A 22155-nucleotide genomic window follows, 5' to 3' on the forward strand; every position below is an offset into this window, starting at 1 on the left:
AATGCTCTAATATATATTTTTCGAGTAAGGAAAATTTGATTAAATAGTGGAGGTAATTGCTATGTGTTATGTAGGGTCTGTTATTTATATAGAAAATAATAATAGACCTTTTTGATGTCAGTAATTATTATAAACAATTAAATTTAAAACATTTTGGAAGAACAGGTTTCTTCCGTTTTCGAGGACTTTTTATGCTTATGTGCAGGAGTCCTCCTTTTTTGTCTGAAAAACAAATAGACAAAAAAGAAATGGAGGAAACTTTATGGCAAAAGAGTATTACCTTTATGTCAGAGGGCAAAAGGTAAAAGTCAGTGAAGATATTTATAAAGTCTACTGGCGAGAAAAAGAACACGAGAAGTATTTAGAGTAGGTGGACAGAAAAAACCACCTGCTTTTCTTTTCCTCTTTGGATCATGATGGGAATTTTGTAGATAACATCGCTGATGAAAGCGTTGATGTAGCAAAGATTGTTGAAACACAGATGATGATTGAGGCAGTCAGAAATGCTATATCAAAACTAAACGATGAGGAAAGGGACATCATAGAGCGTTTGTATTTCAATGATGAAACGCTATCAAGCATAGCGAGAGGTAAGAAAGTGAGCTATCAAGCTATACAATGGCGAAAAAATAGCATTCTTAAAAAACTAAGTGTGCTATTGGAAGAATTTATGAAGTAATCGCCTTGTGCATGAGGGCAGATTTTCCTTGTATAAAGTGAAGGGAGATCTGTCCTCTTAATCTAATTGAAGAATTATTTTCAAGAATTGCTTAAAAGAAAATCTCTCTAAAAGCCAATAGGCACTTGTTCCTTGACAACTGAATAGACCAAGGTAGGACTTTATCTACTTGTGGAGAATTATGACTTACGCCATGACCTTTCTGCTGAAAGAAATTTTGGTTTTATGAATACTGATAAATCAAGGAAACAAGAAAGCGAGCGATAAATAAGAATACATAAAAACAGATGTGGCAATCTGTTCGTTGAAACAAGTAGTGATAATGATACTTCAATAGTTTAAGCCGGCTCGTCTGGAATAAGAGGCGGAGGTGAGATTCCTATGTTGCTGCCAAGCACCTACCAATGTCATTAAACTTAAAAATAAATTTGAATGAGGAGGAGTTGAAATGAATAATGAATTATTAAAATACAGCCTCCAATTATCTATGCTGTCTATGTTACTTTCTAAGCACTTACTCAGCGATATTGAATATAAAAAGATAAAAATTAAATTGATGAAAAAGTATAACATTCCCACAGAATTATATTTATAATGTCTTGGAAGTGTGGTATAATAAAACTGCATAGAAAGATACAAAAAAAGGAGGCGGGTGCAGTGAAAAGAGATGTAAAAGTTATTAAAGGTGATACCACACTGAAAAGAACTGCATCAGGCTGTGTAGAGCGCTCAATAAAGAGGGTAGCAGCTTATTGCAGAGTCAGCACGGATACCGAAGATCAAATTAACAGCTATAATTCTCAAGTAGAACACTACACAGATTTTATAAAGCAAAATAATGAGTGGACACTTGCGGGGATATATGCTGATGAAGCGATAACCGGCACACAGGTTGACAGAAGAATTGATTTTCAAAGATTAATCAATGATTGTATGAACGGAGATATAGATATGGTAATTACAAAATCTATATCAAGATTTGCAAGAAATACTTTAGACACCTTGAAATATGTTAGAAAGCTGAAGGAATACAATGTTGCAGTATTTTTTGAAGAAGAAAATATCAATACATTAACGATGGATGGCGAATTGCTTTTGACTATTTTAAGTTCAGTCGCTCAACAGGAAGTGGAAAATATTTCAGCCAATGTTAAAAAAGGCTTGAGAATGAAGATGGAAAGAGGAGAAATGGTCGGGTTTCAAGGGTGTTTAGGCTATGACTATGATCCGGAGACCAAGAGTATTTCCGTCAATGAAAAAGAAGCTGAGATTGTACGATATATTTTCAGGAGATACCTTGAAGGTGTTGGTGGGATGGTTATTTCCAGAGAGCTTGAAGAACAAGGTTATTTATCACCAAGAGGGCATAAGAGGTGGACTGAAACCACTGTTTTAGGAATCATTAAGAATGAAAAATACAAGGGCGATCTTCTTATGGGCAAAACATTTACTGTTGATCCTATTTCAAAAAGAAGATTGGATAACTTCGGAGAACAAGATAAATTCTATATTGAGAATCATCACGAACCTATTATTTCTGAAGAAGATTTTGAAAAGGCGCAGGGGATTAGATTAAGAAGAGCAAAAAATAGAAATACTGTTGCTAACAATGGTGGCAAAAGAGAAAAGTATTCAAGAAAATACGCCTTTAGCAGTATGCTTGAATGTGGTTTTTGTGGACACATGCTTTCAAGAAGAAATTGGCATTCAAGCTCTGAATATACAAAGGTAATTTGGCAATGTGTTAATGCAACAAAAAACGGAAAGAAATATTGTCCACATAGCAAAGGCATTGAGGAAGAAGCCATAGAAAAAGCATTTATGGAAAGCTATCGTCAGGTATGCCACAATAATGTAGAAATTACAAATGAGTTCTTGAAAACTGTGGAAGAAGAGCTAAAAGATAATAGCTTAGCAAAGGACTTGAAGAAAATAAGCAATCAACTTGATAAAATACTGAAGAAAGAAAAAGACCTTGTAGAATTAAGACTTAATGAAGCAATCAGTATGGAGATATATCAAGAGAAATATAATGAAATAGCCATAAGCAAGGAAAAATTGCTCGAAGAAAAGAGGACTTTAGAGGTAACACTGACTGATGAAAAAGCATTGAAGAAAAGGCTTGAGGGGTTTAAGAAGTTACTGGAGTCTAATAAATATCTTGAAGAGTTTGATAGGACAGTATTTGAAAGTATAGTAGACAAAATCGTAATCGGTGGGACAAATGATGATGGTGATATTGATCCTGCAATGATTACTATCATATATAAGACTGGAAAAAAAGATTCTCAGGACGGAAGATTATTCAAGAGCAGAAGAAAAAATGCCAAGGAAGTTAATGAGGAAACTGACAACAAATTGTATCCTCATTCAAGCGACGAGGTTAATAATTTGTATTCCTATCCTATTGACAACACATGTTGAGACGGTAGTATTGATGTCACGAGTCGAAGTAAAATAGCCGCGAAAGCTTAATTATACTGCGGTTTTCGGGCAATCGGGCAAATTTGGCATCAGACAGGACAAACGCTTTTCGGTAACTTATCCAAAGGCAAATCAGGTCAAAAAGTGTGAGAGTTGAGTTGCTACGATAGATGTCACTATGTTGAGTTGCCAAGTTAGATGTTGGGTAGTTGTGGCTGTGAAATAGATGTCGGAGCGGCAAAATTGAATTTGTGAAAAGAGAGAATTGCTAGTGTAAAGTTTTTGTAGGAATTCAAAAGCAATAGAAAAGAGGTACTCCAACGTGTTAAGGTTAAGCTTCCACACCACAACCAAAAACACGAAGGAGGCCCTCTATGTCAGTTAGTATACATCAGTTTGATCTAAGAAGCATTGAAAGATTGAAAAAAGCCCAGGAACAGTTTCTCCGGGATCCGTCCACCTTGTCCGACGAGTTTATCCTCACAACAAGAGCCAGAATTCATGGGCATTTTACATGATTACCTCGTTTGGTATAATGAAAAGCGAATCAAAGGAACACTTGGTAACATGAGTCCTTTGGAGTACAGACGTAGTCTTGGAATTGCTGTTTAGGCAGTCCAAGAAAATGTCCGCACCCCCGTGTGTGAAGGAATTTCTGTAAATAGGATTTCCTGTGATATGATTTCTTACCAAACAGCCCAGATAACAGCAGTTCCGGCTGTCTGGCAGTTGCTTAGTATATAATTCCATACCGGATGGTATGTCAAGAGCGGGCAGGGTTTTCTGCCCGTTTTTGACGGTATTTAGAACTTAGGCCGGCAGCCGATCCTCGTACATGATCGCCAGCTCACCATAGACCTGACCGCAGTTCCGGATCGGCAGGCTCCATTTTTTCGTGTCTTCAAATGTGGCTAGATACAAGGCTTTCAGTAACGCCTGAGCACTTGGGAAAACACTTCGCTGCCGATTCAGCTTGCGGTAGGTGGCATTGAGACTCTCAATCGCGTTGGTCGTATAGATAACCGTTCGGACGTCAGCAGAAAACTTAAAGATTGGTGTGATGACATCCCAGTCCCGTTCCCATCGTTTCATAGCATGCGGGTATTTCTCTGACCACTTCTCTGCCACGTGATCCCGGTTGGCGCGTCCTTGTTCCTCATTCGGGGCATTGTAGATCGTCTTTAAATCTTTGGCAAAAGCTTTTCGGTCCTTATCCGCCACATATTTCAGCGTATTCCGTACCTGATGGACGATACAGCGTTGGTATTCTGTTTTAGGGAGGGCCGTTTGGATGGCTTCGCGGATGCCGGTCAGCCCGTCGGCACAGAGAATTAGGACGTCTTTTACGCCGCGGTTTTTGAGACCATTCAATACCGACAGCCAGTACTTTGCACTCTCATTTTCACCGACTTCGATGGTCAGAACTTCTTTTTTTCCCTCGCAACTGATGCCTAAAATGATGTATGCAGCAAGCTTTCGGATGATTCCATTATCTCGTACGGAATAGTGGATCGCATCAATGAAAAGGACGGGATAGACGTCGTCTAGCGGTCGGTTCTGCCATTCTTCGATCTGCGGCAGGATCTTGTCCGTCACGTCGGATATAAAGCCTTCTGAAGTCTCAAAACCATAGATATCCATCAATGTATCGGAGATCTGACGAGTCGTCATCCCCTTGGCATACATAGAGATGACCTTCTGATCAATGTCTGAAATATCCTTCTGCCGTTTTTTGACAACCTTGGGCTCAAACGTGGATTTCCGATTCTGCGGGACTTCGATCTGCATAGAGCCATAGCGCGAGTTGACGGTCTTTTCCTTGTAGCCGTTGCGGTAATCGTCGGAATCAGAGCGCTCGGATTTCTCATAGCCAAGATGGTTGTCCATCTCAGCCTCCATCATCTCTTTGATGGTGCCTCCTAGCAGATCCTTGAGTGCGTCTTGAATATCTTCTGCAGTTTCGATGTCATATTCCTGAAGGAGTTTTTGAACGATCTGGCGTTTTCCTTCGGTCATAACGACTTTATGGATGGGTCTCTTTTTTCTTGTTGCCATAATAAAAAGCCTCCTGTGATTTAGTGTATATCACAGGAGACCCATTCGGAACCCTTCATCTGCTTTTTACAGAAAAACTTTCATACTCTCGGAATACAAAATGGAACTTTGGATCCCAATAACCAAAGCTTAATCACTATTAAACAAGTCTCAGAGTCCAAGCTTTTTCTTTCGTTCGAAAAGTCTTGGACTCCTACGCTCTAACGACATTCCCTTTGCCAAGTTCCATCCTGCAACGAGCGTTAAGACTCACTTCTTGATGTAGGGTTATTATCAGGGTAGTCTTAATCCAGCCCGTACCAGAAGGGCTCCTGTGAGGTAAATCATGAACTGATCCGGAGGATTCTTCCCAAGGGCACCAGCTTTGACAACCTGACGCAGGAAGATGTGACCCAGATGATGAACCACATCAACTCGTACAAAAGAAAGAAGCTGAATGACCGTACACCCTACGACTCATTCAGCTTCCTTTACGGAGAAGAAGTGCTCAAGAAACTGGGATGTTCAAAGGTTACAGCAGAGAACATCATCCTGAAGCCTAAACTTCTCAAGAAGTAACCATCATTCATGCACGGCCGCCAGAGGAAGAACACAACTGAACGATTGAAACCAGGGATGGAATCTCCGTATACAAAAAGTTTCGAGCGTGATTCGATCTCTGTTTGGCGTGCAGAAATCTGGTCTGAACTCATTGTAGCATGTCTTTAAAATAATAAAACCCGGGAATTTTGCTTACCAAACGGGACTTTCATTTACAAACCGGGAATCTCGGTTACAAAACATCACCTTTCACTTACCAAACGGGAGTCTCAGCTTACAAACGGGACTCTCGGGTTACATTTCATCGGGTGATTTTTTATGTGGAAATCATCAATGCGTCGTGGTATAATAAATTATCTTATTAATTAAAGAAAACGAGAACAAAGGAGCCTGACGTGCTTAAAAATAATATAGAACTTGATGTGAAAACGAAATGTATTGAAGCCGGAATCACCCAGGCAAAGCTGGCGAAGGAAATCAGTACATCCGCTCCCTATGTGAACCGGGTGATCCGCAGCAAGGAAACCATCGTCAACAACACGCTTGTCAAAATGATGGAAGCTCTGGGTTACGATATAGAGCTTCGGTATGTGAAGCGAGAAAAATATTAGACATTACATGCAAAACGAAAGGAACATAAATGAAAACTGTATTAATCATTGACGATGATAAATCTTTATGTGCACTTATGAAAAAGTGTGTTGAAAAAGAAAATCTTTATGCAATGTCTGCCTATACAGGGGTGGATGGACTCAAGTACTTAAGAGAAACAGATGACTGTGCATTAGTTATTCTTGATGTTATGATGCCTGAATTAGATGGATTTCAGGTATTAAAAAAAATTCGAGAAAAGAGCAATGTACCGGTATTGATGCTGACAGCGAAAAGTGATGAGAATGACAAAGTTTCCGGGCTGAGACTTGGTGCGGATGATTATTTAACAAAGCCTTTTGGCATAAAAGAGTTAATGGCTCGGGTCAATTCTCTCATTCGTCGTTATACCGCCTTAAATCCAGAAATTGGAAAAGAAATTGATAAAATTGTCCTAAATGATATGCAGATTGATAAAAACAATCGGACTGTTATGATCTCAAATACACCTATTGAACTAACGGGAAAAGAGTTTGATTTACTCGTATTCTTTGCAGAAAACAGGGGGTGTGTTTTTACAAAAAAGCAAATTTATACACAGGTTTGGGAAAATGAGTATGCGTTTGACGACAGCAATATCATGTCTTTTATAAGCAAGTTAAGAAAAAAGATTGAATTAGATCCTGAACATCCATACTATATTCAAACGGTTAGAGGTGTAGGTTATCGCTTTAACGCGGAGGCATGACATGACTTTATACTATTTGCTGACATTTATTATAATTCTTGCTTTGCTGATAATTATTTTTCTTATAAGTAAGTTGTTTCGGATTCGAAATCAGATTGATGTTATCATAGTTGCTCTAAATGATATAAAGGCAGGAAATATGAACCGCCGTATTCTGAGCCGTGATAACGATATAACCAGAAAAATTTGTTATGGTATCAATGAAATTGCAATCAATAATCAAACTCGCCTGATTCAGCAAAAACAATCTGAACAAGCATATAAACGTTTAATGACCAGTCTTTCACATGACGTGAAAACACCTCTGGCGTCATTGGTTGGCTATTTAGATGCTGTCGAAAGCGGACTGGTCGAAAACGATGAAAAAGAAGAATACATTCATATTGCCTCGGGGAAAGCACAGCATTTACGACAATTCGTGGAATCTTTATTTGAATGGGTAAAACTGGATGCGGGTGAACAAATTTTTCACTTTGAAGAGATAGACTTAAATGAAATATCTCGTGAAATTGTCGCAGACTGGATTCCTACGCTTGAAGCTCACAGATTTCAATATGAGATCGCCATTCCTGAAGAGGAATATATAATACATATAGATTCAAACGCATATACACGAATATTAAATAACCTTTTTCAAAACGCCATTGCTCATAGCTCTGGGAACCATGTTATTTTTACAATTATAGAAGATTCAAATGAAGTAGTAATAATGATAAGAGATAACGGAAAAGGAATTTCACCGGAGCATATTTCTCATATTTTCGAGCGAATGTACCAAGTGGATTCTTCTCGGACTGGAACGGGAAATGGTCTTGGTCTTGCAATTACAAAAGAATTAATTCGAATACACAACGGAACTATCAGAGCTTCCAGCAAATCAGGAAATGGGACAACTTTTACTATTACATTGCCAAGAACCCTGTGAGTTTTCACAGGGTTCTTCTTTTAAAGCAAGGAAAAAGCAAGACTGCGGCAAGGTTACGACAAGGTTCTGTTGATATACTTGAAACAGAAAGGAGTTGCATGATATGACGTTAATAATAGCAGAATTTAAAAAATGGAAAAGAAACAAGATGCTCTGGGGCTTATTTACTTTGGCATTTTTGATGGGGTTATATGCTATCGAGCGGGCTTATAGTATATCAAGGAGTAGTTCTATTATGGATAGCTTTGGAGATCTTTATACGCTTGCTTTTAAAAATTTGACTGGACTTTTTTTGCCTATTTCGCTTGGATTGATTGCAACAACATTGTTTTTTGAAGAGCATAAAAACAACACATGGAAAGAGATTCTTACTATTCCTCTTTCAAAAACGCAAATATATATATCAAAAGTGATTGTAATCATCATTTTATCGGTAAGTCTATGTCTTTTTACCTTCGTATTTTGTGTAATTGGCGGAGCAATTACTGGTAATTTCCCGGATTTCAATTCACATACTATTTTGCAAGCTGTTACGTTGTTTCTGACTGGTGGAATCTTGATTCCTGTAGCCATGCTTCCAATCGTTTTTCTTTCGATTGTATCTAAAAGCTATGTTCTTCCGATTGGAGCTACGCTGCTTTATCTTTTTCCAGCTGTGCTTGCTCCGAATTATCTTATGGGAGTGCATCCACTAATCAGTGCCATGGGCATATATGCAAAGACTTCTGCTGCTGCAACTGAAATGGTTGAGTTTTGGGGTCAGGGAATTACATTGACTATTACGCCTCTTGTTTGTGCGTTCTCTTTACTGCTGATTGGCGTAGTTTCAATGATGGCTTCTATTGCAGTTTTAAAGAAAAGAACTTATTAAAAAGAAAGTGAGATTTGAAAATGACAGATTTAGTAATCGAAACAAAAGGACTTACAAAAGTTTATGGCGATCAAACGGTACTTAATGCGGTTAATCTTCATGTAAAGCGTGGTCGTATTTATGGTTTACTTGGACGTAATGGGGCGGGAAAAACAACTATAATGAAAACCGTTCTTGGATTGACATCTATTACATCCGGAGAGATAGAAGTTTTTGGACAAAATATAATGAAACATGAAAAAGAACTTTATCCTCGAATTGGAGCAATTATTGAAACGCCGGGATTTTATCCTAATCTAACAGGAACTGAAAATCTGGAAATATTTGCAAAGCTCAGAGGGACAGCGTCCTCTAATGCAGTTGAGCATGCGATGAATGTTGTTGGGCTTCCATTCAAGGATAAAAAGCTATTTAGCAAATATTCTCTTGGCATGAAGCAAAGACTCGGAATTGCAAATGCAATTCTTCACGATCCTGAACTTTTGATTTTGGATGAACCAACAAATGGTCTTGATCCTATTGGTATTGCGGAAGTTCGTAAGTTTATTAAAACTATGAGTATGGAGCAAGGAAAAACAATTTTGATCTCAAGTCATATTCTTTCAGAAATTGCACTTTTGGCAGATGATGTAGGCATCATAGATCACGGGGTTTTACTGGAAGAAAGCTCGATGCGTGAGCTTGAGGAAAAGAATAGGAAGTGTATTCTTATTCTTGTTTCAGATGTTTCTAAAGCGGCGTTGATTTTAGAACAAGAGTTTCATTTGACTGATTATTCCATTCAAGACCAACAAACAATACGAATTTATGATACGTCTTTAGATGTGGCCGCAATAAATAAAGCATTTATGCTAAAGGATATTGCAGTTATGGGTTCACAAGTTTGCAATGACACATTGGAAGACTATTTTAAAAGAATTACAGGAGGAGAAGGAATTGCTTAATTTACTCCAACTGGAATTTCATAAATTGAAACGCAGAAAAACAGTCTGGCTGTTGATGCTTTCGTCAATAGTTATGCCGTTTGTTGCACTAATTTATTTCAGTAGAGAAGTAGCGTCTGGAATTTCTGCGATTCAATTCTATAAATGGGCGGTGTTTAGTTACACTCCATGGATCATACTACCGGTTATTTTAGGAATGCTTTCTACTTTGATTATTTATACGGAGAATCAAAATGATGTGTTAAAACAGCTTTGGATTATACCAATCAGTAAGATAAAATTCTTTTTCAGTAAATTTATCGTTCTATTTTTATTCTCTATGAGTTTTATGTTGATTTCCGCTATTCTGTCCGGATTGTTAGGAACAGCTTTCGGATACTTTGATTTTGACTGGGAAAGCAGTAACTTTTTGCTTTCAAAAAGTTTGGAAATAGGCTCTGTAATTTCGCTGGCAATGATGCCGGTACTTGCAGTAGCTTTAATACAAAAAGGATATATTCTGCCAGTATGTGTCACATTGCTTTATACATTTTCCGGATTTCTTTTGCTAATGGTTAATCCATATCTGCATCCACTATCAAGTGCCGCAGCTTTAATAGTACAAAATATTCCGGGTGTAACATTAGGGCAATCGTTAAATATATCAATGGCGATTTCTTGTATAGGATTATGGGACATAATCTCTGTCTTTCTTGCCTATAAAATATTAAAATTAGGAAAGTGAGAAGAAAATGAAAAACTTATTATTAACAGAAGTATGGAAACTGCGAAGGTCAAAGGTTCTTTGGATTGCAATCTTTTCAACTCTTATGGTAGCCGCAGTTGTATATGCACAAGGGTTATCTGTACATTATGGAAAGTGTTACATTGATAATGTGGGGTGGTACATGGAGTCTGTCCTTTCTCTGGCGACTTTTTTCGTTCTTCCCGGTATCATTGCTCTTTTAGGCAGTTACACGATATGTCGAGAAGAACAGGAGGACACGCTTAAATCTCTTCGGATGATTCCTGTTGATGAATCAAAACTTACAGAAGCCAAACTAACGCTTACATTACTTCTGAGTTTATTTATCTATTTGCTCCTTTTTGCAATAACATTTTTTGTGGAGGCGATGCTTCATTTCAACGATTTACAGTTGAATAGTGTACTAATAATGATGAAGGTGTATCTGCTAAATGGATTTGGTATTTTTATAGTAATATCACCGATTATTGCATTTGTGTCTATAATAAAAAAGGGATATTGGCTTGCTCTTGTTTTCGCAGAAGTATATTCTTTCGCAGGTTTGTTTGCGAACCTCTTGCCTTTGGGAACAACCTTTTATCCAATCACGGCAGCCCTGCAACTTGCAGGGTATTATGAGGCATCAATCAGTGGAAGACTGTATAGTCTTGCAGTAATTATTGGATGTGGAATTTTGTCTCTAACCCTTCTTAAAAGGATTAATTTTCATGTGTATGATTAGATTTAGAAAGAATAGCAATGAATATCGTTTTTATAATAGAAAAAAGAAGCGCTTGATGGTTATAGCATTGACGCTTTTGTTAGCCCTTGTGCTGTGGACTATATGGGGGAATGTAACTGTTGGTGTTACTCGTTATTGTATAACCAGTGATCGGCTGCCTGATACGTTTGATGGTTATAAGATTGCCGTAGTATCAGATCTCCACAATGCACAGTTTGGTAGAGACAACAGTCAGATAACAAAAATAATAAAGAAAGAACATCCGGATATGATAGCGATAACCGGAGACTTGGTTGACTCAAACAAGACAAACATTGATACAGCCACAGCCTTGGTAAGCAAGCTGATGAAGATTGCGCCATGCTATTATGTAACCGGCAATCACGAAGCATGGATCGGTAGTAAGTTTTCTGAACTGGAAGAAAAGCTTCTTGATGAAAATGTTCATATTCTCCATGATCAGGTGATAAAATTAGAAAAAGGCGGTCAGACGGTACAAATTGCCGGATTAGATGATCCTGATTTTACAGACAGAGACTCTGCGCTTCAAGAAAGTATGCTTCAAACAAAGCTAAATCAGATGAACTTATCGGGGGAATATTGTATATTGTTGTCTCATCGTCCGGAGACATTTGAGGCTTATGTTATGGAACATATTGATCTGGTTTTGAGCGGACATGCTCATGGCGGGCAATTCAGGTTGCCGTTTATAGGCGGTGTAGTTGCGCCAAATCAGGGATTATTTCCCAAATATGATGCCGGGATATATACCAAAAATAATACAACGATGATCGTCAGCCGTGGAGTAGGTAACAGTATCATTCCTGTTCGTTTCAATAACAGACCTGAAATAGTTGTTGTTGAATTGAATAGTGAATAATTAATACCGGTTTGCAGTGGACTTAGGCACCCATCCTCATACCATACTTTCAGTTTTATTAAAAAAAGATGATCTGATCTCCGAGATGGATGAATATTGGGCGGATACCTTGTATACCTTAACGGTAAACTGATAGGTGATATTGGCGATAATGAACTGTTTCTGAAGAAAACGCCTACATCGGATAGACTTCTTACAGGCACAGAATTGCGATATCACTATGAAGGTTCAAAGACGTTGATGCACGTATTCGACAGATTTGAGGATACGGATTTAATTAAAGAACTACTGGAAGGTATGTATACGGAACTGCCCGAAAAGAAACCCAAGAAAGCTAAATGAGACAAACAATCTTCTTTACAGATTACACATGGAATGAAATGATTGTCGATTCGTAGCATTGATATTGTATTCACTATGGGCGCATATAGACGGTTGCTGGAAGAATCCATGAAGCACGAGTTTGAGATTCATGTATTTTAATGAAACGAACATTTAACTTATGAGGTTTTTATGAAAGAAAAAGAAGAAATAATACGTTTGTGGTTTGAGATGTGGATAATTCAACGAGATTTAGGTATGGATCATATTTTTTCAGAAAATGTGGTTTACACGGAAAACTGGGGACCACAATATTATGATCTGCAAACAGTAAAACACTGGTTTAAAGAGTGGAATACGAGAGGGAAAGTTTTGGTATGGGAAATTAAGCAATTTTTTCATAAAGAAAATCAGACTATCGTTGAATGGTATTTCAAAAATGAAATGCATACAGGAAAAACAGAAGAATTTGACGGAATTTCTTTGATTGAATGGACGGCTGATAATAAGATAAAATTTTTAAAGGAATATGGATGCAATCGAAGTAACTACAACCCTTATCAGCAAAGCAGCGATCCTGAATTTAGAGATGAAAGAGTAAATTGGTTTTGATGTCGTCAACGAACAAATCCTAAGTTATATGAATAATTATGCTAATTAATCAGCCTTTGATTCGCACCCTTCAACAACATTCCCCTTGCCTTATTTCATCCTGCAACGAGCGTTAAGACCTATTTCTTGATGTAGGGTTATCATCATGGTAGTCTTGATACATGTTGAAGCCCTAACTTTGATGGTGCGAGAGCCGCAAAGCGGCTCGAAGCAGCATCAAAAGTAGGTCTCATGCCAAGGCGGCCCGCGAAGTCAAGCGGAGCGCAGGCTGAGCGGTCAGCCGCCGACGGCGGAGACGGTAGTATTGTTATCAAGGGTCGAAGGAAAATAGGCTCGAAAGCCCTTGATTTCAGGCACTTTTCGGCTTCCGGCAGCTTCGAGCAGGTGGAGACGGTGAACGCTCTGAGAGAACTTATCTACGGCGGCACGGCCGGAAAAATGTGAGAGTGGAGTTGCCGAGATAGATGTCATTAAGTGGAGTTAGTGAGTTAGATGTCAGGGTAGTTGAGTGTTCGAGATAGATGTCAGAAATTTTTTGAACTTTGGAGAGATATAACTTGTAGAGACAAAAGAAGCTAAATGCAAATCAGATAAAAGTATTGTGATCGGGCTCATCAGGCCTGCGCTACATGGGAACATATCCCTTATTTTTTAAGACAGACCAAGACTCCTACATTGCCATCATTGGAGGTGAGAAGCGCATTTTACTGGACTCAACCAGTGGTAGAGTGGGCAAAAATCAACTGCCGGTTCGTGTAAATTCACATCAATTCCGACTATGCTTGAGTCATGAAAGGAGGTGCCCGATATGGATCAAATCAAAATTGGAAAATTCATGGCATCCTGCAGGAAGGAACAGGGCATGACTCAGGCAGTCCTTGCCGAGAAGCTCGGAATCAGTGACCGGGCAATATCAAAATGGGAGACTGGAAAGTCCATGCCGGATTCCGGGATTATGCTGGAGCTGTGCGAGCTTCTGAAAATCAACGTCAACGAACTCCTGTCGGGCGAAAGAATTATGGCAGAAGTATATGACAAACGGGCAGAAGAAACCTGCTGGCGATGAGACGAGAGGTTGAAGAAAAGAACCGGCAAATGCTAAGGACGGAATACTGGATTGCGTTTCCTGCCGTCATTGCTGGACTGGTCATGGTGTTTGTGGCGTCATTTATAGAGATGCCAGTCTGGCTGAGAATCGTACTAATCGTATTCGCTCTCGTGATGATATTTACGGTCGCTTTTATCGCTGTGGGAATTGAGCAAAAGGCCGGATACTATGAATGCCAGAATTGCCACCACAGATATGTTCCTACATACTGGCAGACAAATCTTGCTATGCATATAGGACGGACGAGATACATGAAATGCCCAGAATGCGGAAAACGCAGCTGGCAGAAGAAAGTGCTGACAAAAGAAGAATAAGACAGACCAAGGCTCCTCAATACTGATTCGGTTCAGTGGCGAGGAGCCTTTTTATGCTTCGATGTCGATTGTGAGGCCGGACTTGAATTCCACGGTGAAATGGTCGGCGAAGACGGTAATCTTCTCAATGAGCATTCTAACCATAGTCTCATCAAACTCTGTGATGTCAGTTTTCTGTTTAGCGATGAAGTCCTGCAGCTCTTTGATCCGGTTCATGGTCTCTTCCCGGCGATGGCTGTCGACCTCGGACTGTTCTTTCTGTTCCCGGAGCCGGAAAATCTCATCGGCGATGGCGTCGTAGTCTTGCTTGTTGTTGGCTTTCTTGATGAGCTCCTTTTGCAGCTCCGAGAGCCTTTCCTGAATGCCGTCCGGCGAGAGGGTATCGGCGCTGACTACGGCTTTGGCGATGTTTGCCTGCAGTTGTTTCAAAAAGACCTTACGCTCGGTCAGAATCTTATTAATGGCCTTCAGCGTGATCTCCTGCAGCAGGAGCTCGTTGACCGTGCGGTTCTCGCAGGGCATCTCTGCATGGGTGATTTCCAAGCGGCTGATGCAGCGCCAGACGATGGATTTGCAGCCGTGGTTGTTCCAGTGGACGCGCCTGTAAAGTTCACCGCAGTCTCCGCAGAAAACCATCTGTGCAAAGCAGTGATTGCAGGAGAACCTGCGTTTCTTACCTGTCGGGCTGACGTGGACTACCCGGCGACGGACAAGCTCCGCCTGCACCTGCATGAAGAGCTCTTTCGGAATGATTGCCTCGTGGTCGCCCTCGACGTAGTATTGAGGAACGGTGCCGTTGTTTTTGATCCGCTTCTTCGTCAGGAAGTCTGTGGTATAGGTCTTTTGAAGTAGCGCGTCACCCATGTATTTCTCGTTGCGGAGAATCTTGTTGATGGTGCTGGTGTGCCATTTTACCTTGCCAGCGCCGGTGAGGATGCCGTCAGCCATAAGCCCGTCTGCAATCCTATCCATACCAAGGGTAAAAATCGGTGTGTTTCGAGGCAAAAACACGCTTTGATAAATTCCCGCGAACGACCGCGAAAATCTGACATCAATCTGGAGCAATCGAGTCATGTTGAGAGCGTGGCACTGATGTTGCGCACTTAACCCGACGAGCGTCAGCGAGTCGTAGGTAGGTGCCGTGTCAGGAATTCCCAAGAGCGCGAGCGAAAGCGAAGCGCGATTGGTGAATTCTACAGCCAAGGGAAGGGTGAAAAGCGTTGAAATCAAGGGGCTTTTGACATTTAAGTTAATTAGGTAAAATGGGAGCCGCGGAACTGATCGGAGCGGTCTGAAAAAACAAGTAGGTATAGTTGAGTGTACTCTTTAGATAACAAGTCGCTTGAGACTGTGCCTTAGATGTTTTTTGCCCCTTGAGTGTACAGGATGAATGCATTTAAGGAAATTATGGATTACAATAAACTTGTAAGAAAGTAGGACGCTGAGGAATTAAGGACGAAATTATGAAGAAGAAATGGTTGTCTGTTTTCATAATATTGGCTCCCAAAGGAGGTTGTGATGAAGAGATGGTTTACTAGTTTGACTTCAATCATTTTTGTTCTATTTTTTTGTTTCATCCTCCAGGAAAAGCCTGATGGCATGCTTTTTACGATGTATCCGGATGTGCTCGTCTTATCGATGCCTCAAGATTTAGATTGGCAGGATGTAGAAAAGGATTTAGACAAGCTGGGCAAAGAAACCAACAGTCTCATTAGTTTACGAATTGCACAGCCAACGGATGAAGATGGAAAGACATCCCATTTTTCCTACCTTCTATTCGGCCCAGGGAAGTTGCCCCAGGGTATGACAGAGGCTAGCAGCCAGGATCAGGAGAAAGTGGACCCGGTCAATTCCTACAGCATCTTACGTGGCTCCCTTTCTCAGGAGAGGCTAGCTGAAGTCCTTCGTTCTCATGGGGCGAAGGCGGAGTATTTTCCCGATGATCATTCTTTATTTTCCTTAGTTCTAGGCTATCTCCCACGGCCATCACTTAGTTTTAGCTTGCTTCTTTTCGGCCTGCTTTTCATTCTTCTCATCACCATGCGCCGGATTCAAGACCTTAGAAAATCAGGGATACAGGTCCTTTCGGGCATAGGTCGTTGGCATCTTTTAAAAGCATCCCTGCTGGACGATGTATTCGCTATTTTGATAGGCTTTTTCGCAGCGGGTCTTGTTTCGGTTTTCTTTCTTATCCTTACCAGACTTTGGAACGACAAATTTATTCTCTTCCTTTTGACTTGTGCCGGAATCTATGCCATAATCCTACTTCTTTTATCCCTTCTGATGGAACTCATTTTTTGGCGAGTGCTGAGAAAAAGCCATTTAATTGATCTTATAAAGGGGAGAATGCCTATTAAGTCGGCCCTTGCGGTCCTACTAATTGGGCAAGGAATCGCTTTTTTGGCAGTTGGCTTTGGAACCCACATGGTCACTGTCGTCTATCCTTTGTATCAAACGATTCAGGAGGGGACGGAGGCATGGGCCAAGCGATCGGATGCTTTTCATTTTAGTATGAATTTAGGTGCCTTTGATCCTTATCAAAAAGAATTGCAAAATCAGCGGGATCTAGCCTGGTACGATTTCACGGCGGACGCTTTTATGGAAGATGACGTTTTCTATTGCGAGCATTTTTTACGAGAGCAGGACCCAATTTTGCCAAGTCTGGAGGAAAGTCGGAAAATTTTGCTGGTTAGCCCATCCTATTTAAAACGGGAGGAGATCCTTGCCGATCCAAATGAACAAAGAAAGATGGAACACTTGCAGGAAGGCGAATTTGGCCTAATCCTGTCCAAGAATTGTTCCAGAGAGGAAAAAGCCAAGGCTGAGAAAGCTCTTCAAAGCTATCTCTATGAGGCTTTTTGGGGAAAAGAATCCAAGCGAAGTAAAGAAGATATACAACCTATTCGTTTGCTAAGTGCGAAAGCGGACCCGGTTTTCTTTTATAACTATGAAGGGAAGCCACCAAGACAATATCTGGAGGATCCCTATATTCTTGTGCTGACGCCTAAAGCTACAGGCAAGTCTATCACTTCTGCAAAGCAATGGTCTTCTCGAATCGATGCCTATCTCCTATTTCCCAGTTTTGATAGGGTAGAACAGCTTCTTCATAAACATGGATTAAGCAGGTCTGTTTCTCATATTAAAAACACAAGGAATGTATACCTAGAGCAGGTGGCAGGCTACCGTTTTGAGTTGATTACCTTATTAATTGGGAGCATCATTGGTACACTGACAGCGGCCGTTTCCTTTGTGGTCATGAATCGTTTGTATTTCGAACACTTCCGACGAATGATTTTTATTCGAAGAATTTCAGGCTTTTCTTTTTTCAAAAATCATGAAAACTATTTAAAATTACAAGGAGGGGTGATGGCAGGCGGCCTGATCTTACTTTTCGTTTTATCCCGTAAAGTCCTACTGAATCTTCTGGTCTTTCTTGTATTTATGATGATGGAGGGCATCCTTCTTCATCGGCAAATGAAGAGAGAAAATCGAAGTGCCGTTACCTTATTGAAAGGAGAATAGAGATGATGGAACTGATTAAAGTCCAAAAAAACTATGGAGATCATCAAATTTTCAAAGATTTGTCCTTTCGTTTTGAAGCCGGAAATATTTATGCTTTGATCGGGAAAAGCGGATCCGGCAAAACAACTCTTCTCAACATGATGGCCAAGTTGGAAGCTTGGAATGGAGGACAAATCATCTACCGTGGAAAAGCCTTGGAAAGCTATAAGGAGCGGACCTTTTTTGAAAAAGAACTGGGCTATCTCTTCCAAAATCTTGGCCTTATTGAGAATGCGAGTGTAGCTGAAAACCTGGACTTAGGACTTGTAGGAAAAAAGATGAGTAAGGAGGAAAAGAAGCAGGCTTTCCGAGACGTTCTGGTCAAGGTGAATCTGTCTTATCTTCCTTTGGATCGAAAGATCTATACGTTGTCGGGTGGGGAGGCGCAGCGCATATCGGTGGGCAAGTTGATGCTGAAGAAGCCCTCCCTGCTTTTAGCGGATGAACCCACAGCTTCCCTGGATCCCAAAACGGCCGATGAGATCTTAAAACTGGTCTTTCAAATGCGTGATCCTGAGCGTCTGATTATCATTGCAACCCATAGTCCGGAAATATGGCAACGTTGCGATGAGGTTCTTGCTATTTCCTAGATGAGCTTACTCCCAAACTTCAGATTTTTGATGTCCTGATTTCGGATGAATTTTTCGATGGCAGCCAAGTTCTTCTGGTGTGCTTTCTGACTGGCTTTTTATTTCAGGATCCGGTCTTTTTCGTCTTCCAGCCGGGCCTTTCAGGATGATGTCTTTTAGGAAAATTCTATTTCTTGATGAGCCGACCAGTGGATTGGACCACAGAACTATGCAAATCGTGGCAAAAAATCTGATAAAGGCAAAGCGGCAGGACAAATTGATATTAGTGATATCACATGATATGGAGTTCTTAGAAGCGGTTTGCGATACGATAATAAAAGTAAATCCTGAGATGAACCATATGGCCATATAGCCGTTTTTACGACTATGAAAAAGTGTATCAAAAATGAGAAAGAATATAGACCAATTACCTTGAACAGGAGAAAAGCTCTGAACAATTTCCATGTACGAGTCTATATTCTTTGACCAGTTTCCTTGTACGAGGGCCAGTAAAAAGAGTCTGTAGACATTCATCCGGTCATCTCAATCCATGTTGAGACGGTGGTATTGATGTCTAGGGTCGAGGGGAAATAGTCGCGAAAGCCCAGTAATACTGCGGTTTTCGGGCAATTGGGAAAATTTGGTATCGAACAGGACGAATGCTTCTCGGTAACTTATCCAAGGGCAGATCAGGTCAAAAAGTGTGAGAGTTGAGTTGCCTTAATAGATGTCACTATGTTGAGTTGCCGAGTTAGATGTTGGGGTAGTTGTGGCTGTGAGATAGATGTCTAATTCGGATAATAGTTTTCGATAGGAAAGATTATGATGAAACTGGAGTATATGCAAATAGGAAGGCCTATGCGATAAATTTAGGTATTTTAGGAGAAAAGGGATATATGGATATTTGGGATACAATGTATGAAAAGGCGAAGGCACAATTTCATCCGGAGGAAGTTTCTCCATTCGTTTACGCACATCATGTTGTATGCGCAATAGAAGCTGAAAACGGAGAAATTTTCACGGGTTTCTGCATTGAGAGCTGCAGTGGGGTTCTTAATTTGTGCGCAGAACGTGTGGCCGCTCTTAATATGTATGTAAATAGCGGACAGACGAAGGTGAAGCGCCTGATCGCATTCCGCGACAAGGCACCTTATGGCGCAGGAAGCGGTATGCCTTGTGGAGCGTGTAGAGAGTTCTTTTATCAATTGAATGAAGAAAATGAAAAAATGGAGATTATGGAGGACTTTGAACAGCGGAAGACTGTCACGTTGAAGGAGCTCATGCCAAATTGGTGGGGCAAAGATAGATATGCTGAAGCGAAAGCAAAATGACCGTCCCGCTTGTATAGACAGATCAGGTCTCCCACACTACCATCCCGGTTTCAAGCCTTCGCCATGATCTTATGGATCGAGCAAGGAGAATGGCGAGAATGAATACTGAGCACCATCTGTGGGTTGACATGACGGATGAGGAAATGCTCAGAAGCTGCGGACTCATACTTGAGGATCCGGAAACGAACAAAGAAGGTATCACACTTGCGGCAATCTTACTCTTTGGTACGAATAACCGTATCATGTCCGTGTTACCTCAGCATAAGACAGACGCTATTTTCAGAGTGTTCAATGTTGATCGTTATGATGTTCTGCATATTTGGGGCGTTAGCTTCTTTTATTCAAGGAGAAGTTGGAATAGGTATATCTGGCTTGGTTATCGGTTTCCTATTTAGTCCCTATGGGCTTCCGATGATAGGAGCGACTGTGATAGCGTTTATAGAATTGATAAATTATAAGATTAAGGCGGTGTAGACAAATTTGAATTTCTGAAGGAGAAAATGGTGGATGAATTAAGAAAAGAAATTGCAATTCAGCAGAAAAAAGGATTACCATTTATCATGGCATCGGTGATTATATGGCTTCTGATAGTACTTGTGTCAATTTTAGATATCAATATGAATATGAAAAATTTATTGGTATTTTGCTGTTCATGCCCATTATTACCGCTGGCTTGGCTCATTGGTAAACTTATAAAGGTGGATATCTTTTCAAAACAAAATCCACTTGGACAATTAGGCTTCATTTTCACCTTAAATCAAATGATTTATTTATTAATCGTTATGTGGGTGTTTAGTGCGGTTCCGGAAAAGATGATTATGGTATACGCTATGGTGTTTGGAGCACATTTATTTCCCTATTCATGGTTGTATCAATCAAAGGGATATACAGTTGCTGCAATTTCCATTCCGATGATTTCCTTGATTTTAGGATGTGCATTAAACGGCACAACGGTTGCTGTTGCGGCATGTATTATTGAGATAGTATTTGCTTGTGTATTACATATGGAATTAAAGAAAATGGGAGATAACTACAACAAATCCCAGTTTGTAGAGCTTAGCAAGGATCAAGTTTCTATGAAATAGAAATCTAAATCTAAATACGTTATGTGTAAATAATTAAGGCGGTAGTAATACCGTCTTTTTAGATGTTTAAAAAGGTTTCAGAATTCAAGGCTAAAGTTTCAGAATTCAAGGCTAAAGTTTCAGAGTTCAAAGCTAAGGTTTTATTGTATCCAACACGTAATGAAACTAGAGAACAAAACAACATATTTGATACATTTTAACGGCACAGCCGCTTAGGGTACGAAACTCATACGCAGGGGTACGAAAAATAGGTATGGGGGGCACGAAAACAATTCGATAGGAAAAATAGCATCCCGATCATATAAAATCAGGCCTTCTTCTGGTCATAATTATTGACGTAAAAATATTTCTCTTGACAGATAGCAACAGCTGGGTGTAATATTTAGATAACTTAGTTATCTAAGCAAGAACTATTTTTGATGGGAGGATCTATGACTACAGGTAATTTTGAAGAAACTCATGCCAACATACTAAAAAGTGGTCTGGATGCCTTCTTGGAGGAAGGCTATGAAAAAGCAAATTTGAGAAGAATTTGTAAATCAGCTGGCGTGACAACAGGAGCTTTCTATAAGCATTTTACAGATAAGGAAGATTTGTTTGCAAAGTTGGTAGAGCCTTTAGCAGATAAGATCAATGAAATTTATAACTACTACGAAAAAGAAAGTTTTTCCACCTACGGCACGGAGTTTCCCATTCCCAAAGAAAAAATCTTAAAAGTTCTTGAACTCAAACAAGAAGGGACGCTTAAAAGTGTTGAGTTTTTCTATGCACATAAAGATATCTTTGAGCTTCTTATTTTTAAATCCTATGGCACAAAGTATGAGCATTTCTTAGATAAACTCATCGAAATTGAGGATCGTAATGACTGGTCGATTTTAGAGATGATCCATGGGAAAGAAAACGCGGATTCCATTATGACCAAGCAAAGTGTCCATATCATCAATCATGCATTTTTCAACGCCATCTCTGAACTCGTTGTACACGCATCCGATAAAGAACAGCTTCTCAGTATGGCAAAGACGATGTCTAATTTTTTCAATGCGGGTTGGGAAAAGTACCGCAGCCCGTAGCTCTATATTTTTTTATCCAAGAGATGACTTAGTTATCTAATTTGCTTTATATGTGATCGTG

General features: G+C 40.0%; 22 protein-coding genes and 2 pseudogenes. 21 read left to right on the forward strand and 3 right to left on the reverse strand.

The window, feature by feature from the left end; translation table 11 throughout:
• Positions 1 to 262 precede the first annotated feature (262 nt).
• The 4 genes and pseudogenes from FXY30_RS01955 to FXY30_RS01970 form a co-directional block, all read left to right on the forward strand.
• A pseudogene (locus FXY30_RS01955) lies at positions 263 to 679 on the forward strand (sigma factor-like helix-turn-helix DNA-binding protein).
• A gap of 448 nt (positions 680 to 1127) precedes the next feature.
• The gene (locus FXY30_RS01960) at positions 1128 to 1274 is read left to right on the forward strand and encodes an SHOCT domain-containing protein (RefSeq protein ID WP_001058405.1); all 147 of its coding nucleotides are present in this window, start codon (positions 1128 to 1130) and stop codon (positions 1272 to 1274) included.
• Between the two features lie 62 nt (positions 1275 to 1336).
• Positions 1337 to 3103: a recombinase family protein gene (locus FXY30_RS01965; protein ID WP_071706062.1), complete on the forward strand. Its 1767-nt coding sequence runs from the start codon at positions 1337 to 1339 to the stop codon at positions 3101 to 3103.
• 519 nt (positions 3104 to 3622) lie between these two features.
• Positions 3623 to 3715, forward strand: a pseudogene (locus tag FXY30_RS01970) (IS3 family transposase); the annotation flags it as partial.
• Positions 3716 to 3913: 198 nt separating this feature from the next.
• Here the strand turns inward: FXY30_RS01970 and FXY30_RS01975 are convergent.
• The gene (locus tag FXY30_RS01975) at positions 3914 to 5158 is read right to left on the reverse strand and encodes an IS256 family transposase (RefSeq protein WP_071705102.1); all 1245 of its coding nucleotides are present in this window, start codon (positions 5156 to 5158) and stop codon (positions 3914 to 3916) included.
• Positions 5159 to 6093: 935 nt separating this feature from the next.
• Between FXY30_RS01975 and FXY30_RS01985 the strand changes: the two genes are divergently transcribed.
• The 10 genes from FXY30_RS01985 to FXY30_RS07600 all read left to right on the forward strand — a co-directional run bounded on the left by FXY30_RS01985 (position 6094) and on the right by FXY30_RS07600 (position 14122).
• Positions 6094 to 6309 (forward strand): helix-turn-helix domain-containing protein, encoded by a 216-nt coding sequence (locus tag FXY30_RS01985; RefSeq protein ID WP_071705103.1) that lies wholly within the window; start codon positions 6094 to 6096, stop codon positions 6307 to 6309.
• A 29-nt stretch (positions 6310 to 6338) separates the two neighbouring features.
• The gene (locus FXY30_RS01990; RefSeq protein ID WP_071705104.1) at positions 6339 to 7037 is read left to right on the forward strand and encodes a response regulator transcription factor; all 699 of its coding nucleotides are present in this window, start codon (positions 6339 to 6341) and stop codon (positions 7035 to 7037) included.
• A gap of 1 nt (position 7038) precedes the next feature.
• A complete protein-coding gene (locus tag FXY30_RS01995) occupies positions 7039 to 7962 on the forward strand; it encodes a sensor histidine kinase (RefSeq protein WP_071705105.1) in 924 nt (307 codons plus the stop codon).
• A gap of 103 nt (positions 7963 to 8065) precedes the next feature.
• Positions 8066 to 8833: an ABC transporter permease gene (locus FXY30_RS02000; protein ID WP_071705106.1), complete on the forward strand. Its 768-nt coding sequence runs from the start codon at positions 8066 to 8068 to the stop codon at positions 8831 to 8833.
• 20 nt (positions 8834 to 8853) lie between these two features.
• On the forward strand, positions 8854 to 9777 hold the full coding sequence (locus FXY30_RS02005) for an ABC transporter ATP-binding protein (RefSeq protein WP_071705107.1): 924 nt from the start codon (positions 8854 to 8856) through the stop codon (positions 9775 to 9777).
• Positions 9770 to 10501 carry an ABC transporter permease gene (locus FXY30_RS02010; RefSeq protein WP_019189667.1) on the forward strand — a complete coding sequence of 244 codons (732 nt, stop codon included), beginning with the start codon at positions 9770 to 9772 and terminating at the stop codon, positions 10499 to 10501. The genes FXY30_RS02005 and FXY30_RS02010 overlap by 8 nt, the downstream gene beginning before the upstream one ends.
• Before the next feature lie 7 nt (positions 10502 to 10508).
• Positions 10509 to 11243 (forward strand): ABC transporter permease, encoded by a 735-nt coding sequence (locus tag FXY30_RS02015; protein ID WP_071705108.1) that lies wholly within the window; start codon positions 10509 to 10511, stop codon positions 11241 to 11243.
• Complete coding sequence (locus FXY30_RS02020) at positions 11236 to 12123, forward strand: metallophosphoesterase (RefSeq protein ID WP_071706063.1); 888 nt, start codon at positions 11236 to 11238, stop codon at positions 12121 to 12123. Before FXY30_RS02015 ends, FXY30_RS02020 begins: the two co-directional genes overlap by 8 nt.
• Before the next feature lie 513 nt (positions 12124 to 12636).
• Positions 12637 to 13056 (forward strand): nuclear transport factor 2 family protein, encoded by a 420-nt coding sequence (locus FXY30_RS02030; RefSeq protein ID WP_071705109.1) that lies wholly within the window; start codon positions 12637 to 12639, stop codon positions 13054 to 13056.
• 808 nt (positions 13057 to 13864) lie between these two features.
• The gene (locus FXY30_RS07600; protein WP_197675343.1) at positions 13865 to 14122 is read left to right on the forward strand and encodes a helix-turn-helix domain-containing protein; all 258 of its coding nucleotides are present in this window, start codon (positions 13865 to 13867) and stop codon (positions 14120 to 14122) included.
• A 407-nt stretch (positions 14123 to 14529) separates the two neighbouring features.
• On the opposite strand, the gene FXY30_RS02040 is transcribed toward FXY30_RS07600, so the two are convergent.
• Complete coding sequence (locus FXY30_RS02040) at positions 14530 to 15708, reverse strand: recombinase family protein (protein WP_197675344.1); 1179 nt, start codon at positions 15706 to 15708, stop codon at positions 14530 to 14532.
• A 288-nt stretch (positions 15709 to 15996) separates the two neighbouring features.
• Here FXY30_RS02040 and FXY30_RS02045 point away from each other — a divergent pair, with 288 nt between their 5' ends.
• Entirely contained in the window at positions 15997 to 18000 is a 2004-nt protein-coding gene (locus tag FXY30_RS02045; RefSeq protein ID WP_071705111.1) for a bacteriocin-associated integral membrane family protein, read from the forward strand.
• 2 nt (positions 18001 to 18002) lie between these two features.
• Positions 18003 to 18629: an ABC transporter ATP-binding protein gene (locus tag FXY30_RS02050; RefSeq protein WP_071705112.1), complete on the forward strand. Its 627-nt coding sequence runs from the start codon at positions 18003 to 18005 to the stop codon at positions 18627 to 18629.
• A 6-nt stretch (positions 18630 to 18635) separates the two neighbouring features.
• Here the strand turns inward: FXY30_RS02050 and FXY30_RS02055 are convergent, their stop codons facing one another.
• Entirely contained in the window at positions 18636 to 19073 is a 438-nt protein-coding gene (locus FXY30_RS02055; protein WP_147659362.1) for a hypothetical protein, read from the reverse strand.
• Between the two features lie 431 nt (positions 19074 to 19504).
• Between FXY30_RS02055 and FXY30_RS02060 the strand changes: the two genes are divergently transcribed.
• The 5 genes from FXY30_RS02060 to FXY30_RS02080 all read left to right on the forward strand — a co-directional run bounded on the left by FXY30_RS02060 (position 19505) and on the right by FXY30_RS02080 (position 22094).
• Positions 19505 to 19939, forward strand: coding sequence for a cytidine deaminase family protein (locus tag FXY30_RS02060; RefSeq protein ID WP_071705114.1), 435 nt, complete (start codon positions 19505 to 19507; stop codon positions 19937 to 19939).
• Between the two features lie 98 nt (positions 19940 to 20037).
• A complete protein-coding gene (locus FXY30_RS07715) occupies positions 20038 to 20334 on the forward strand; it encodes a putative DNA binding domain-containing protein (protein WP_197675345.1) in 297 nt (98 codons plus the stop codon).
• Positions 20279 to 20413, forward strand: coding sequence for a CD1845 family protein (locus tag FXY30_RS07645; RefSeq protein ID WP_232009054.1), 135 nt, complete (start codon positions 20279 to 20281; stop codon positions 20411 to 20413). The genes FXY30_RS07715 and FXY30_RS07645 overlap by 56 nt, the downstream gene beginning before the upstream one ends.
• 26 nt (positions 20414 to 20439) lie before the next feature.
• Positions 20440 to 21024, forward strand: coding sequence for a DUF7010 family protein (locus FXY30_RS02075; RefSeq protein ID WP_071705115.1), 585 nt, complete (start codon positions 20440 to 20442; stop codon positions 21022 to 21024).
• A 431-nt stretch (positions 21025 to 21455) separates the two neighbouring features.
• A complete protein-coding gene (locus FXY30_RS02080; RefSeq protein WP_019190642.1) occupies positions 21456 to 22094 on the forward strand; it encodes a TetR/AcrR family transcriptional regulator in 639 nt (212 codons plus the stop codon).
• Positions 22095 to 22155: the final 61 nt, after the last annotated feature.

It is taken from the genome of Murdochiella vaginalis, from assembly GCF_902381775.1.
In the GTDB taxonomy this organism is placed as follows: Bacteria; Bacillota; Clostridia; order Tissierellales; family Peptoniphilaceae; genus Murdochiella; species Murdochiella vaginalis.

What these genes read in the sequence shown, in the direction of transcription:
- FXY30_RS02075 (WP_071705115.1), top strand. Translation starts at nt 20,440, where the DNA reads ATGGTGGATGAATTAAGAAAAGAAATTGCAATTCAGCAGAAAAAAGGA.
- FXY30_RS01995 (WP_071705105.1), top strand. Translation starts at nt 7,039, where the DNA reads ATGACTTTATACTATTTGCTGACATTTATTATAATTCTTGCTTTGCTG.
- FXY30_RS02060 (WP_071705114.1), top strand. Translation starts at nt 19,505, where the DNA reads ATGGATATTTGGGATACAATGTATGAAAAGGCGAAGGCACAATTTCAT.
- FXY30_RS02020 (WP_071706063.1), top strand. Translation starts at nt 11,236, where the DNA reads ATGATTAGATTTAGAAAGAATAGCAATGAATATCGTTTTTATAATAGA.
- FXY30_RS01960 (WP_001058405.1), top strand. Translation starts at nt 1,128, where the DNA reads ATGAATAATGAATTATTAAAATACAGCCTCCAATTATCTATGCTGTCT.
- FXY30_RS02045 (WP_071705111.1), top strand. Translation starts at nt 15,997, where the DNA reads ATGAAGAGATGGTTTACTAGTTTGACTTCAATCATTTTTGTTCTATTT.
- FXY30_RS07715 (WP_197675345.1), top strand. Translation starts at nt 20,038, where the DNA reads ATGAATACTGAGCACCATCTGTGGGTTGACATGACGGATGAGGAAATG.
- FXY30_RS02080 (WP_019190642.1), top strand. Translation starts at nt 21,456, where the DNA reads ATGACTACAGGTAATTTTGAAGAAACTCATGCCAACATACTAAAAAGT.
- FXY30_RS02050 (WP_071705112.1), top strand. Translation starts at nt 18,003, where the DNA reads ATGATGGAACTGATTAAAGTCCAAAAAAACTATGGAGATCATCAAATT.
- FXY30_RS02055 (WP_147659362.1), bottom strand. Translation starts at nt 19,073, where the DNA reads ATGGAAATTGTTCAGAGCTTTTCTCCTGTTCAAGGTAATTGGTCTATA.
- FXY30_RS07600 (WP_197675343.1), top strand. Translation starts at nt 13,865, where the DNA reads ATGGATCAAATCAAAATTGGAAAATTCATGGCATCCTGCAGGAAGGAA.
- FXY30_RS02030 (WP_071705109.1), top strand. Translation starts at nt 12,637, where the DNA reads ATGAAAGAAAAAGAAGAAATAATACGTTTGTGGTTTGAGATGTGGATA.
- FXY30_RS02005 (WP_071705107.1), top strand. Translation starts at nt 8,854, where the DNA reads ATGACAGATTTAGTAATCGAAACAAAAGGACTTACAAAAGTTTATGGC.
- FXY30_RS01990 (WP_071705104.1), top strand. Translation starts at nt 6,339, where the DNA reads ATGAAAACTGTATTAATCATTGACGATGATAAATCTTTATGTGCACTT.
- FXY30_RS02000 (WP_071705106.1), top strand. Translation starts at nt 8,066, where the DNA reads ATGACGTTAATAATAGCAGAATTTAAAAAATGGAAAAGAAACAAGATG.
- FXY30_RS02015 (WP_071705108.1), top strand. Translation starts at nt 10,509, where the DNA reads ATGAAAAACTTATTATTAACAGAAGTATGGAAACTGCGAAGGTCAAAG.
- FXY30_RS01975 (WP_071705102.1), bottom strand. Translation starts at nt 5,158, where the DNA reads ATGGCAACAAGAAAAAAGAGACCCATCCATAAAGTCGTTATGACCGAA.